The 12,716-nt window shown below is 57.5% G+C and carries 13 protein-coding genes (1 of these 13 running past the window's edge); 11 read left to right on the plus strand and 2 right to left on the minus strand.

From position 1 onward, the window contains the following. Positions 1-1,078: the 5' portion of a CaiB/BaiF CoA transferase family protein gene (locus tag ACYZT0_RS24905; RefSeq protein ID WP_462043434.1), read on the minus strand. 143 nt of this gene lie to the left of the window's left edge; only the first 1,078 of its 1,221 coding nucleotides appear in the window; it begins with the start codon at positions 1,076-1,078; its stop codon lies beyond the left edge, outside the window. Between the two features lie 13 nt (positions 1,079-1,091). Next, positions 1,092-2,273, minus strand: a complete 1,182-nt coding sequence (locus tag ACYZT0_RS24910; protein ID WP_461975913.1) for an acyl-CoA dehydrogenase — start codon at positions 2,271-2,273, stop codon at positions 1,092-1,094. Between the two features lie 157 nt (positions 2,274-2,430). Here ACYZT0_RS24910 and ACYZT0_RS24915 point away from each other — a divergent pair, with 157 nt between their 5' ends. From ACYZT0_RS24915 to ACYZT0_RS24965, 11 genes are all read left to right on the plus strand, one after another. Then, complete coding sequence (locus tag ACYZT0_RS24915; protein ID WP_462043435.1) at positions 2,431-3,330, plus strand: LysR family transcriptional regulator; 900 nt, start codon at positions 2,431-2,433, stop codon at positions 3,328-3,330. A gap of 435 nt (positions 3,331-3,765) precedes the next feature. Further along, complete coding sequence (locus tag ACYZT0_RS24920; protein ID WP_462043436.1) at positions 3,766-4,887, plus strand: Re/Si-specific NAD(P)(+) transhydrogenase subunit alpha; 1,122 nt, start codon at positions 3,766-3,768, stop codon at positions 4,885-4,887. 15 nt (positions 4,888-4,902) lie between these two features. Further along, positions 4,903-5,226 (plus strand): NAD(P) transhydrogenase subunit alpha part 2, encoded by a 324-nt coding sequence (locus ACYZT0_RS24925; protein ID WP_017335806.1) that lies wholly within the window; start codon positions 4,903-4,905, stop codon positions 5,224-5,226. Beyond that, positions 5,226-6,662 carry an NAD(P)(+) transhydrogenase (Re/Si-specific) subunit beta gene (locus tag ACYZT0_RS24930; protein WP_462043437.1) on the plus strand — a complete coding sequence of 479 codons (1,437 nt, stop codon included), beginning with the start codon at positions 5,226-5,228 and terminating at the stop codon, positions 6,660-6,662. Before ACYZT0_RS24925 ends, ACYZT0_RS24930 begins: the two co-directional genes overlap by 1 nt. Positions 6,663-6,834: 172 nt before the next feature. Continuing rightward, complete coding sequence (locus ACYZT0_RS24935) at positions 6,835-8,331, plus strand: acetyl-CoA hydrolase/transferase family protein (protein WP_462043438.1); 1,497 nt, start codon at positions 6,835-6,837, stop codon at positions 8,329-8,331. A 315-nt stretch (positions 8,332-8,646) separates the two neighbouring features. Next, entirely contained in the window at positions 8,647-8,862 is a 216-nt protein-coding gene (locus ACYZT0_RS24940) for a DUF1127 domain-containing protein (RefSeq protein WP_008154465.1), read from the plus strand. Between the two features lie 257 nt (positions 8,863-9,119). Continuing rightward, positions 9,120-9,329 carry a DUF1127 domain-containing protein gene (locus ACYZT0_RS24945; protein ID WP_462043439.1) on the plus strand — a complete coding sequence of 70 codons (210 nt, stop codon included), beginning with the start codon at positions 9,120-9,122 and terminating at the stop codon, positions 9,327-9,329. Between the two features lie 144 nt (positions 9,330-9,473). Next, positions 9,474-9,791, plus strand: coding sequence for a DUF2388 domain-containing protein (locus ACYZT0_RS24950; protein WP_462043440.1), 318 nt, complete (start codon positions 9,474-9,476; stop codon positions 9,789-9,791). A gap of 107 nt (positions 9,792-9,898) precedes the next feature. Next, on the plus strand, positions 9,899-10,207 hold the full coding sequence (locus ACYZT0_RS24955; RefSeq protein WP_462043441.1) for a DUF2388 domain-containing protein: 309 nt from the start codon (positions 9,899-9,901) through the stop codon (positions 10,205-10,207). A gap of 27 nt (positions 10,208-10,234) precedes the next feature. After that, positions 10,235-10,555: a DUF2388 domain-containing protein gene (locus ACYZT0_RS24960; RefSeq protein WP_462043442.1), complete on the plus strand. Its 321-nt coding sequence runs from the start codon at positions 10,235-10,237 to the stop codon at positions 10,553-10,555. Continuing rightward, positions 10,552-12,513, plus strand: a complete 1,962-nt coding sequence (locus tag ACYZT0_RS24965; protein ID WP_462043443.1) for a DUF7844 domain-containing protein — start codon at positions 10,552-10,554, stop codon at positions 12,511-12,513. Before ACYZT0_RS24960 ends, ACYZT0_RS24965 begins: the two co-directional genes overlap by 4 nt. Positions 12,514-12,716 lie beyond the last annotated feature (203 nt).

Consider the following 12,716-nt stretch of genomic DNA (forward strand, 5'->3'; position numbering starts at 1 on the left):
TCGCCACCTGCGGCACCATGCCTGCCAGCACATGAGGCAACTCAATCGCCAACCCACGTGCCTTAACCTGAGGATCGGCAAACACCTGAGCCAGATCATTGATCGGGCCGCATGGCACGCCTACTTGCTCAAGCTGCAGCACCCACTCAGCAGTAGTCTTGAACACCGTCGCCTGGCGTATGAGCGGAATCAACACCGCACGATTCGCCACCCGCAACTTGTTGGTCGCAAAGCGTGGATCATCCGCCCACTGCGGCTGACCTGCCACTTCAGCAAACTTGCGAAACTGCCCGTCATTACCCACGGTAAGTATGAAGCCTCCATCCGCCGTAGGAAAATCCTGATAAGGCACGATATTCGGATGAGCATTACCCAGGCGCTTCGGAGCATTACCTGTAGTCAGGTAATTCATTGCCTGGTTAGCCAGACAGGCCACCTGAACATCCAGCAGCGCCATATCAATATGCTGACCGCCGCCGTCATGATCCCGATGAGCCAGTGCCGCCAGAATAGCCACCGTCGAGTAGAGACCGGTCAAGATGTCCGTCAGCGCCACGCCGACTTTTACCGGGCCAGCACCTTCGTCGCCTTCGGGACGCCCAGTCAGGCTCATCAGACCGCCAAGCCCCTGGATCATGAAGTCATAACCCGCGCGCTTGGCGTACGGGCCCGTCTGTCCAAACCCGGTAATCGAGCAATAGATCAGATTCGGATTGATCGCCTTTAGCGACTCGTAGTCCAGCCCATAAGCCGCCAGACCACCCACCTTAAAGTTCTCGATGAGGATGTCTGACTTGGCCGCCAACTCACGCACCAGCCTTTGTCCTTCTGAGCGCGTGAAGTCGATGGTGACCGATTGCTTGTTACGATTGGCCGACAAGTAATAGGCGGCTTCGCTGGTGTTCTCGCCATAGGCGTCTTTAAGGAAGGGAGGCCCCCAGGCGCGCGTGTCATCGCCATTGCCCGGCCGCTCGACCTTGATCACCTCGGCGCCGAGGTCAGCAAGAATCTGTCCGGCCCAGGGCCCGGCCAGCACCCGCGATAAATCCAGTACCCGTAGATGCGAAAGCGCGCCCATGGCCGTTCTCCTATTAATAGAACGCCTGGATGCCAGTCTGCGCACGCCCGAGGATCAGTGCGTGGACGTCATGCGTACCCTCATAGGTATTCACTACTTCCAGGTTGACCAAATGGCGAGCAACACCGAACTCATCGGAAATACCGTTACCACCCAGCATGTCGCGCGCCATGCGAGCAATGTCCAGGGACTTGCCGCAGGAGTTGCGCTTCATCATTGAAGTGATCTCGACCGCCGCCGTACCTTCATCTTTCATACGACCCAGACGCAGGCAGCCTTGCAACGCCATGGTGATCTCGGTTTGCATGTCGGCCAGCTTCTTCTGGATCAGCTGAGTGGCGGCCAGTGGGCGTCCGAACTGCTGACGATCCAGGGTGTACTGGCGAGCGGTGTGCCAGCAGAACTCGGCAGCACCCAGCGCGCCCCAGGAAATGCCATAACGTGCCGAGTTGAGGCACGTAAAAGGACCTTTCAAACCACGGACATCCGGGAAGATGTTCTCTTCAGGGACAAATACGTTGTCCATGACGATCTCGCCGGTGATGGATGCACGCAGACCAACCTTGCCGTGAATCACAGGAGCACTCAGGCCTTTCCAGCCCTTCTCCAGAACGAAGCCACGGATGTCGCCAGCGTCGTCCTTACCCCAGACCACGAACACATCGGCAATCGGGCTGTTAGTGATCCACATCTTGTTGCCGGTCAGGCTGTAGCCGCCTTCCACTTTGCGTGCACGAGTAATCATCGCGCCCGGGTCGGAACCGTGGTTAGGTTCGGTCAGACCGAAGCAGCCAATCCATTCGCCGGATGCCAGTTTCGGCAGATACTTCTGTTTCTGGGCTTCGGTACCAAATTCATTGATCGGCACCATGACCAGCGAAGACTGCACACTCATCATCGAGCGATAGCCGGAGTCGACACGCTCGACTTCACGGGCGATCAGGCCGTAGCTGACGTAGTTCAGGCCACTGCCACCATACTGCTCGGGGATGGTCGCGCCCAACAGGCCAACCTCACCCATCTCGCGGAAGATCGCCGGGTCGGTCTTTTCATGGCGGAAAGCTTCGAGAACACGCGGTGCGAGCTTCTGCTGGGCGAATTGCTCAGCGGTGTCGCGGATCATGCGTTCTTCTTCGGTGAGCTGTTGATCCAGCAGCAGGGGATCGATCCAGTTGAAGCTAGCTTTACCGCCCATGAGTGTGTCCTCTCGAATCGGGTCAAATAACGTGGACTGATCCTAGGCCGTGTTCGGCATCACGGCAAACGAGGAATTTGCATACTGTTGTGCTAATTTCTCACTCCGTAACATCGCAAAATAGCTTTTATGCGATGCATTAGTGAGGTTGGCGTACATGCGCAGGAAAATCCCCAGCACAACGGCCCTGATCAGCTTTGAAGCGGCAGCTCGCCACGAAAGCTTTACCAAGGCAGCCCAGGAGCTTTCGATTACTCAGGGCGCAATTTGCCGACAGATCGCCAGTCTTGAGGAGTTCCTCAGCGTAGAACTGTTCCGACGCTCGCGACGCGGGGTCAAGCTGACGGAGGCCGGCCTTTCCTACAGCCGACGGGTAGCCACTCAACTGGATGCGGTCGAGCGGGACACGTTGTCAGTGATGGGTCAGCAAGGCGCCAACGTGATTGAACTGGCGGTGGTTCCGACCTTCGGCACTCAATGGCTGCTGCCACGACTCAAGGACTTTCAGCAAAAGCACCCGGAAGTAACGGTCAACCTCACCAACCGAACACGCCCCTTCCTGTTTGCCGACACCGACTTCGATGCCGCAATCTATTTTGGCGACGCTGACTGGTCGGGTACCGAATCCCACAGGCTGATGGGCGAAAATCCGATGCCGGTGTGTAGCCCCAATCTCTTGGGGAAAAGGACAAACCTGTCTCCCGGTGAAATCGCCGAATTGCCACTGCTGCAGCAGACCACCCGCCCTTATGCCTGGCGCCAGTGGTTCGACTCCCAGAACCTTAATATCCCGCGAGACATGACAGGGCCGCGCTACGAGCTATTCTCCATGCTTGCCCAAGCGGCCATGCACGATATGGGAATAGCGCTGATTCCACCGTTCCTGATTCAACGCGAACTGGCCGAGAAGCGCCTTGTCATTGCCAACGCCCAGGCGCTATCAAGCATCAAGGCGTATTACCTGATGATTCCTGAGCGAAAGGTAGAATCGGCCTCTTTACGGGCATTTCGCGATTGGCTGGTTAACCAGGCACAGAGCTACAGCCTAGAAGGATAAAGGATTAGCCTGATTAGCTGACCTCGTAGTCAGCAAAACAAAAGCACTACAGATATAAGTATTTGTCGCATATTCGAAAACTGTACCGACAAGCAGTACAAACGTCCTAAAAGCGCCTGAGTACGTGGCCTTGAGCCTCTATTGGGAAGCAATAACGCCTCATTCACCTGACCGATGCGTAAACGCTTCAATTTTTACAAGAATCCATACAAGGCACGGCCTGCAAGGGATTCAACCGGTTAGTTGCGACATTCGGTCACGGGGTGACTTGTAGTTAATTTTCCGTCACCCGTCATAATCCCTTGAAGGGCACTAAGTTCGCCTGCAAAATGCCGCGCCCCGCCCCGATTTGGCGGGATCGTGCTGATCGGCCGCCCCAGCCGCACCATCCGAAGTGCCTGGGTTTACTCAATAAGATCACGCAGGAGATTTGACGTGCACATTGGTGTTCCTCTCGAAACCCAAACAGGTGAAACACGGGTTGCTGCAACCCCGGAAACCATCAAGAAGCTGATCGGCCAGGGTCATAAGGTCACTGTGCAAAGCGGCGCCGGCATTAACGCCAGTGTTGTCGACGGTGCTTATGAAGCGGCGGGCGCAATGATTGGCAGCGCCAACGATGCGTTCGGTGCCGAGCTGATTCTCAAGGTGGTCGCCCCCAGCGACAGCGAACTAACGCTGATAAAAAGCGGCACCGTTGTGGTGGGCATGCTCAACCCGTTCAGCAATGAAACCATTGCCAAGCTGGCTGAGTGCGGCATTACCGCTTTCGCACTGGAGGCCGCGCCGCGCACCTCCCGAGCTCAGAGCCTGGATGTGCTGTCCTCCCAAGCCAATATCGCCGGTTATAAAGCCGTGTTGCTGGCTGCTCACTACTATCCTCGCTTCATGCCGATGTTGATGACCGCTGCGGGCACCGTGAAAGCGGCGCGCGTGCTGATTCTCGGCGCAGGTGTGGCCGGTTTGCAGGCGATTGCTACGGCGAAACGTCTGGGTGCAGTGATCGAAGCGTCTGACGTGCGTCCTGCGGTAAAAGAGCAGATCGAATCCCTCGGCGCCAAGTTCGTCGACGTACCTTACGAAACCGATGAAGAGCGTGAATGCGCCGTTGGTGTCGGCGGTTACGCACGACCAATGCCCGCCAGCTGGATGCAACGTCAGGCCCTGGCCGTGCACGAACGCGCCAAACAGGCTGACATTGTCATCACCACCGCATTGATCCCGGGCCGTAAGGCGCCAACGTTGTTGAGCGCGGAGACCGTGGCGCAGATGAAGCCAGGCTCGGTGGTCATCGACCTCGCGGCTGCTCAGGGTGGTAACTGCCCGCTGACCGTGGCTGACCAGGTCGTCGTCGAGAATGGCGTGACCATTTGCGGCCCGACTAACCTGGCCGGCGCCGTCGCGGCAGACGCTTCGGCACTGTATGCGCGCAACCTGCTGGACTTCCTGAAACTGGTTTTCAACAAAGAAGGCCAGTTCGAGATCAACCTCGAAGACGACATCGTCGCCGCGTGCCTGATGTGCCGCGACGGCCAAGTCATCCGCAAAAACGCCTAAGCAGGGATTCAGACGATGGAAGAGCTTATCTCCCCCGGTATCTACAACCTGATCATCTTCGTGCTGGCGATTTATGTCGGTTATCACGTGGTCTGGAACGTTACACCTGCACTGCACACGCCTTTGATGGCGGTAACCAACGCGATCTCGGCGATTGTAATCGTCGGCGCCATGCTGGCGGCGGCTTTGACGGTGACGCCACTGGGCAAGACTATGGGCACCCTGGCGGTGGCTCTGGCGGCGGTGAACGTGTTTGGTGGCTTCCTGGTGACCCGTAGGATGCTTGAGATGTTCAAGAAAAAAGCCCCGAAAGCGGTAAAAGAAGAGGCGTCCAAGTAATGAGCATGAATCTCGTCACGACGCTCTACTTGATTGCGTCGATCTGCTTCATCCAGGCCCTGAAAGGCCTGTCGCACCCGACCACGTCGCGGCGCGGCAATGTGTACGGCATGCTCGGCATGGCGTTGGCGATCCTCACTACCGTGGGCCTCATCTATAAGCTGGGCGCTGAGCTCACCACCGCTGGCATCGGCTACGTGATCGTCGGTCTTTTGGTCGGCGGCACCGCCGGCTCGATCATGGCCAAGCGCGTTGAAATGACCAAGATGCCGGAATTGGTCGCTTTCATGCATAGCATGATCGGTATGGCCGCGGTGTTTATTGCCATTGCTGCAGTCGTTGAGCCGCAATCGCTGGGCATCGTCAAGCAACTGGGTGATCCGATTCCTGCCGGGAACCGCCTGGAGCTGTTCCTCGGTGCCGCCATCGGTGCAATCACGTTCTCCGGTTCGGTGATCGCGTTTGGCAAGCTGTCGGGCAAGTACAAGTTCCGTCTGTTCCAAGGCGCACCGGTACAGTTCGGCGGCCAGCACAAGCTGAACCTGCTGCTGGGTCTGGCGACTCTCGCGCTGGGCGTGACCTTTATGCTGACCGGCAACCTCAGCGCTTTCGCCCTGATGCTGGCCTTGGCTTTTGTGCTCGGCGTGCTGATCATCATCCCGATCGGCGGCGCAGATATGCCGGTAGTCGTTTCGATGCTCAACAGCTACTCCGGTTGGGCAGCGGCGGGGATCGGCTTCTCGCTGAACAACTCGATGCTGATCATTGCCGGCTCCCTGGTAGGTTCATCCGGTGCGATCCTCTCGTACATCATGTGCAAGGCGATGAACCGTTCGTTCTTCAACGTATTGCTCGGCGGTTTCGGCAACACGGCAGATGCAGCTGGCCCGGCAGGTTCGAAAGAGGCCCGTCCGGTGAAATCCGGTTCGGCTGACGATGCGACCTTCCTGCTGACCAACGCCGACACCGTGATCATCGTTCCGGGTTATGGCCTGGCGGTGGCACGCGCCCAACACTCACTGATGGAACTGGCGGAGAAGCTGACTCACCGGGGAGTCACCGTGAAGTTTGCGATCCACCCGGTGGCTGGTCGGATGCCAGGGCACATGAACGTCCTGCTGGCCGAGGCCGAAGTGCCTTACGAGCAAGTGTTCGAGATGGATGACATTAACTCCGAGTTCGGTCAGACCGACGTGGTGCTGGTGCTCGGCGCCAACGACGTGGTCAACCCGGCCGCGAAGAACGATCCGAAATCGCCAATTGCCGGCATGCCGATTCTCGAAGCGTTCAAGGCCAAGACCATCATCGTCAACAAGCGCTCGATGGCCAGCGGCTATGCCGGTCTGGACAACGAACTGTTCTACCTGGACAAAACCATGATGGTCTTCGGCGACGCCAAGAAAGTCATCGAAGACATGGTTAAAGCCGTCGGTTAAAACCTGCGGAAGCAGCAATACCCAAAACCTCAGCCTTTAGTAGGCTGGGGTTTTTTTATTCCCCGACCAAAGGCTCTAAATCAAGGGTCTGCATTCGACCATGGTAGCGGGAGGAATTTTTTTGAAATCACTAGACTACATACCTTGCTTCCGTTGCCCGAGATAACAATCCATGTACCGTGATCGTATTCGCTTGCCTTCGTTGTTGGATAAGGTGATGAGCGCCGCTGACGCAGCCGCTCTGATTCAGGACGGCATGACCGTCGGCATGAGTGGTTTCACTCGCGCCGGCGAAGCCAAAGCCGTGCCCCACGCACTGGCCGAACGCGCCAAAATCACCCCTCTGAAAATCACGCTGATGACCGGCGCCAGCCTGGGCAACGACCTCGATAAACAGCTCACCGAAGCCGGCGTATTGTCGCGACGCATGCCATTCCAGGTCGACAGCACCCTGCGCAAGGCCATTAACGCCGGCGAAGTGATGTTCATTGATCAGCACCTTTCGGAAACCGTCGAGCAATTGCGCAACCAGCAGCTCAAACTGCCGGACATCGCGGTGATTGAGGCCGTGGCCATTACCGAGCAGGGCCATATCGTGCCGACCACTTCGGTGGGTAACTCGGCCAGCTTCGCGATTTTCGCCAAACAGGTGATCGTCGAGATCAACCTGGCGCACAACCCAAATCTCGAAGGCCTGCACGATATCTATATCCCGACCTATCGGCCGACCCGCACACCCATTCCGCTGGTCAAGGTTGATGATCGCATTGGTAGCACGGCCATCCCGATCCCGCCGGAAAAGATCGTCGCGATCGTGATCACCAATCAATCCGACTCGCCGTCCACCGTGTTGCCGCCAGACGTCGACACTCAGGCCATTGCCGACCACCTGATCGACTTCTTCAAGCAGGAAGTGGCCGCCGGGCGCATGACCACCAAGCTCGGCCCGCTGCAAGCCGGGATTGGCAACATCGCCAACTCGGTGATGTGTGGCCTGATCGACTCGCCCTTCGAAGACCTGACGATGTATTCGGAAGTGTTGCAGGATTCGACGTTCGATCTGATTGACGCCGGCAAGCTGAGTTTTGCTTCGGGCAGCTCGATCACCTTGTCGAGCCGTCGCAATACCGATGTTTTCGGCAACCTTGAGCGCTACAAGGACAAGCTGGTTCTGCGCCCGCAAGAAATTTCCAACCACCCGGAAGTGGTGCGTCGGCTCGGAATCATCGGCATCAACACGGCGCTTGAATTCGACCTGTACGGTAACGTCAACTCCACCCACATCTGCGGCACGCGGATGATGAACGGCATCGGCGGCTCGGGCGACTTTGCGCGCAACGCGCATTTGGCGATCTTCGTGACCAAGTCGATCGCCAAGGGCGGCGCAATTTCCAGCGTGGTACCGATGGTCAGCCACGTCGACCACACCGAGCATGACGTTGACATCCTTGTCACGGAGATCGGTCTGGCGGACTTGCGTGGCCTGGCGCCGCGAGAGCGCGCTCGAGTCATCATCGATAACTGCGTGCACCCGGACTATCGCCAAGCCCTTGATGACTACTTCACAGCTGCGTGTGCACTCGGCGGACACACGCCGCATATTCTGCGTGATGCCCTGAGCTGGCACATTAATCTTGAAGAAACCGGGCGAATGCTTAGGTGTAATTGATACAGATGGCAGCTGACGCAAACACAGTTTCGTCAGCCTGCTATTGCCAAGTAGAAATTCACTTAAAACTGTACTGCTGTACCGGTCATTTCCTACCGTAATCACCTACCTCTCTCAGCAAAATCATCAAAAACGCACCATACTAGTGCCGACAAGTACAGTTGCCTCAATTTAGACCAGTACACCATCTATTAACAGTTAACTGGTACCTCACAATACAGGTGAACTGTATCTAGAGAGACTGGCCAAACGAGAGGATCATTGGCATCAGTTAAACCACTACCTAATCCCGCCACAAGCGGAAGGATGTCAACCATGGAACGTACACTCAGTTCCGAGCTGTTTTTCGAAGACAACGCTGTAAAAACCCAGGCTTCCACGCCTCTTCGCGTTCTTGCCAACCTGATGTTGTGGCAGCGCCGCATCTCCAGCCGCCATCAACTGGCTCGTCTGGATTCGCGTCTGCTGGCTGACGCCGGGATTAGCGAAGCACAACGCTACGAAGAGCTGAGCAAGCCGTTCTGGCGCTAAGTTAGCGTCGCTGGCTCTGACCCACCGGGTCCACCGCCAGCATCCAAATTGAAAAAACAAAGCCCGTCGTGGGAAACCACGACGGGCTTTGTCGTTTTCGAGCATCAATAAGGGTCATACAGTAGAGACACCTCTTAACAGGTACAGTTTCCATATTTAACAAGCTGAACCAGTACAATTTCAGCGTAGTGTGTCTGTTGCGGTAGGCAGGAAGGGAGCACCCTGAAATTCCGAATTACCAGCAAAAGGACCGCGCCATGAATCACTTACTGGATGTTTCCGTTTCAACGCCTCAATCAACCCCTCGCCCCCATTGGTTTCGTGGATTAATGGGTAGCCTCGCCAACAGTCTGGAAAGGGCCCGAACCCGGCGTCTACTGGGCCAACTCAATGACCGGCAGCTCTCAGACCTGTGCATCAGCCACGCGGATCGTCTCAACGAATTGGATAAACCATTCTGGCGCTAGTTTCCCGCTTGAACAGGCGGGACTGTTCGAACCGATACTCACAGGCCTAATATCCAGATAGAACGTGGCGAACGCTGCATGACTGGCGTCTGACTCAACAGACACTGCGCCACCTCTCAATCGGTTTTCCAAAGGAGTTTCACCATGTCCCGACTTCGTCTGCTCAGCGCTGCAGCCCTGCTTGCCGTGGCTGCCAATTCCCACGCCTCCAGCTTTATCGTGACCACCGATGCCGTTGTCGGCGCGCTCAAGGCAACCTCCGATGCGACTTCCGATGTCACTGCTTCCTTTCGCGATGACAAAATCGTGCGTGCCGCCCGTGACGACGCCGCCAGCTTCGTTGCCAGCAAAGGCGCCATTCGTGGTGTGAAACTGGAAAGCGCACTCGACCATATTCGCCACCAGGCACCTCAGCTGAACGCGACTGATGCACAACTGGCGCAAGCCATACTGACTATCTAAGCAGCATCACTGACGTGGGACACGCCCGCCGTGTCCCAATGTTTCGGCGCTGGCTCTAGACCGGGCATTGCGCTAGCCTTGCGACTCACCTTCAGCTATCGAGTCTCATGCGTTTTCTTTCACATCGATTGATCACACCGGTTTTCGTGGCAGCCTTTTGGATGGGCTCGGTCCATGCCTTTGACCTGTCAACACAAGGCATTGTGGCTACCGGCTACGCCACAAGCATGGTGACCTCCGCCCCCTTCGACCGTAAGCTGCTCCTCGCGGCACAAGATGACGCTGCGGCGTTCATCGCCAGCGATGGCCAACTGCGAGGAGTACAACTGGAGTCCGCCCTGATTTATCTGCGCCGGACCCAGTTAAAACTTCATGCCAGCGACCTTGAACTGGCGCAGGCAATTCTCGTCCAATAGTTATCCTTGTTCTTACGGAGTCGTTCCATGCGTAGCCCCCTGATTGCTGCCGCCCTTGGCCTGCTGTTATTGACCGGTGTGGCCCAGGCACACACCCTGGTCGCCACCAGTAACATCATCATTAATGCCACCCAACGCACGCTTGATTTCACTTCAGATACCACGACGTCCATCCGTGATTCGAAGATCGTTCGTGAGGCCCACGACGATGCAGCCAGCTTCGTCGCCAGCGATGGCGACATTCGTGGCGCGCACCTGGAGGCTGCCTTTAACACGTTACGCACCCGCGTTCCGGAAGCGCGCGACGCCAGTGATCAGGTTCTCGCTGAAGCCATCCTCGCACTGTGAGGTCGCCAGGCGCCTGGCTGTTGGCCGGGGTCATTTTGCTGCTCGGCAACACGGCCCAGGCTGATTTGCAATTAAGGCTCAAGACCGACGGCCTCAGCCCCGCTCAACAGCAGGCCAGTCAGGCCTTGCTCGATGAAGCTATGCAGGCGCTGCCGCCGCGGTTCATTGAGCAGCTCGACCGACGCATCGAAGTCGGCTGGACCGATGACATGCCGAGCAACGCTTACGGTCAGGCGTCGCTGGTGTCCGAGCTCGATCTGAACCGCAACCTGCTTGCCAGCCTCACTGACGGCAGCGCCGCGACCAAGAAGACTTATCGCCCCCATGGCACCGTGCGCCGCGAAATGCTTGCCACCGTGTTGCACGAACTCACCCACATCTATGACCGCTCGCGCCTGTGGCCAGAAGCGGAACGCACACTGATTCAGCGCTGCACCCGGCGCAACAGCAGCTCGGGACTGGTGGGTATACCGGATGAGTGCCGCGGCCAATCAGCACGGCGTTTTACCCTCAGCGACGACCCGCGCCTGCTCGACCTCGCCGGCTGGCCGCAGTACGTTGGCCGCCGCGGCGAGCGCGAGCAGCACAATCGACAAATCGCCCGTAGCCCGGACATTTACGAGACGAGCAGCCCCAAGGAGTTCGTCGCGGTCAACATGGAGTATTTCCTTCTCGACCCCGCCTACGCTTGCCGCCGTCCTGCGCTGCACCGTTATTACAAAGAACATTTCGGCTGGGCGCCCGCCGCTAAAGACGCGTGTGGCAAAACCTTCTCTTTCCTCAATGCCGGCAACGATTTCGCCAAAACGCCACTGGGCCAGGTCGATCCGGAACGGGTGTACGCCGTCGACTATCTGCTGGCTGAAGCCAACCAGAACTGGGCCAGCCGCTGGGGCCACAGCATGTTGCGGTTGGTGATCTGTGCACCCGGCCGTCCACGTGGGCCAGATTGTCGCCTCGATCTGGATCAGCATCTGGTGTTGTCCTTCCGCGCCTTCGTCGGTGATGTACAGCTGTCGAGTTGGGACGGACTGGTGGGCAAATACCCGTCGCGCCTGTTTGTTCTGCCGCTGGCCCAGGTGATCGACGAATACACCAAGACCGAACTGCGCAGCCTCGCCTCGGTCCCGCTGAATTTGTCGCGACGCGAAATCGAAGACGTGGTGGAACATGCCGCCGAGATGCACTGGAGTTACGACGGCAACTACTTCTTCCTGTCCAACAACTGCGCGGTAGAAGGCCTGAAGTTACTGCGTAGCGGCACCAACAACGCGAAACTGGTCGGGCTGGACAACATCATGCCCAACGGCTTGCTTGAAGTACTCAAGGGCCGCGGACTGGCAGACACCAGCGTGCTGGATGATCCCCGCGAAGCGCTGCGTCTGGGCTATCGTTTCGACTCCTTCCGCGATCGATATCAAGCGATGTTCGAAGTGCTGAAGAAACACTTGCCGATCAAGCAGGAAAAGGTCGAAGACTGGCTCTCATTGAAAGCTGAAGAGCGCCGGCAATGGGTCGACCAAGCCGATTTGCGCACCAGCGCGGCATTACTGCTACTGGAGCAGGCCGCCTTCCGCCAACAATTGGTGCTGGCCCAGGACGAAGTTAAGCAGCGCTATCTGGGCGCTCGGGAACTGAAGAACGGCGGCATGGACAAGGCCAACGCGACTTTGCAGCAGATTCTTGCCAACAGCGGCTTCCTCAGCCGTCCGGCGGAGTTGCTTGGCACCGGGGGTTATGGATTGCCGCAACCGAGTGAGTGGCAACGTCTAGAGTCGGAAAGCAGCCTGCGGCAGAAGCAGCTTCAGGCGCTGACAGGCGATCTGGACAAAGAGGTGAGAGCGCTGCTCGAACCGAGCCGTGCGGCCGAGATGGCCGCCAATGAAGCCAACCTGAAGCAGGTTGGCGAGCATCTGAGGAAGTTGCACAAGGCCGCGGGCGGGTTGGAGTTGCCATAAACAGCAGGCTTCGCGGCAAATCCGCGAAGCCTTCAACGCCTAAAGTCTTACCCGATGAAAATGCCGAAACGTCTGATTGCCCGACGATCACTTTCCCCACTGCACATACAGCAAAAAGGGCTTCAGAACGTAGTCCTGAAGCCCTCAGTCTTGCTGTTTAGTCTGCGCCGCCAGGCTCTAATTCCTCTATATCAGGAGCTTTA

The organism is Pseudomonas sp. ZS1P83 (genome assembly GCF_054897825.1).

Excerpts from the sequence above, each read along its gene's own strand:
- ACYZT0_RS24910 (WP_461975913.1), bottom strand. The coding sequence starts at position 2,273 with ATGGGCGGTAAAGCTAGCTTCAACTGGATCGATCCCCTGCTGCTGGAT.
- ACYZT0_RS24915 (WP_462043435.1), top strand. The coding sequence starts at position 2,431 with ATGCGCAGGAAAATCCCCAGCACAACGGCCCTGATCAGCTTTGAAGCG.
- ACYZT0_RS24925 (WP_017335806.1), top strand. The coding sequence starts at position 4,903 with ATGGAAGAGCTTATCTCCCCCGGTATCTACAACCTGATCATCTTCGTG.
- ACYZT0_RS24930 (WP_462043437.1), top strand. The coding sequence starts at position 5,226 with ATGAGCATGAATCTCGTCACGACGCTCTACTTGATTGCGTCGATCTGC.
- ACYZT0_RS24935 (WP_462043438.1), top strand. The coding sequence starts at position 6,835 with ATGTACCGTGATCGTATTCGCTTGCCTTCGTTGTTGGATAAGGTGATG.
- ACYZT0_RS24940 (WP_008154465.1), top strand. The coding sequence starts at position 8,647 with ATGGAACGTACACTCAGTTCCGAGCTGTTTTTCGAAGACAACGCTGTA.
- ACYZT0_RS24945 (WP_462043439.1), top strand. The coding sequence starts at position 9,120 with ATGAATCACTTACTGGATGTTTCCGTTTCAACGCCTCAATCAACCCCT.
- ACYZT0_RS24950 (WP_462043440.1), top strand. The coding sequence starts at position 9,474 with ATGTCCCGACTTCGTCTGCTCAGCGCTGCAGCCCTGCTTGCCGTGGCT.
- ACYZT0_RS24955 (WP_462043441.1), top strand. The coding sequence starts at position 9,899 with ATGCGTTTTCTTTCACATCGATTGATCACACCGGTTTTCGTGGCAGCC.
- ACYZT0_RS24960 (WP_462043442.1), top strand. The coding sequence starts at position 10,235 with ATGCGTAGCCCCCTGATTGCTGCCGCCCTTGGCCTGCTGTTATTGACC.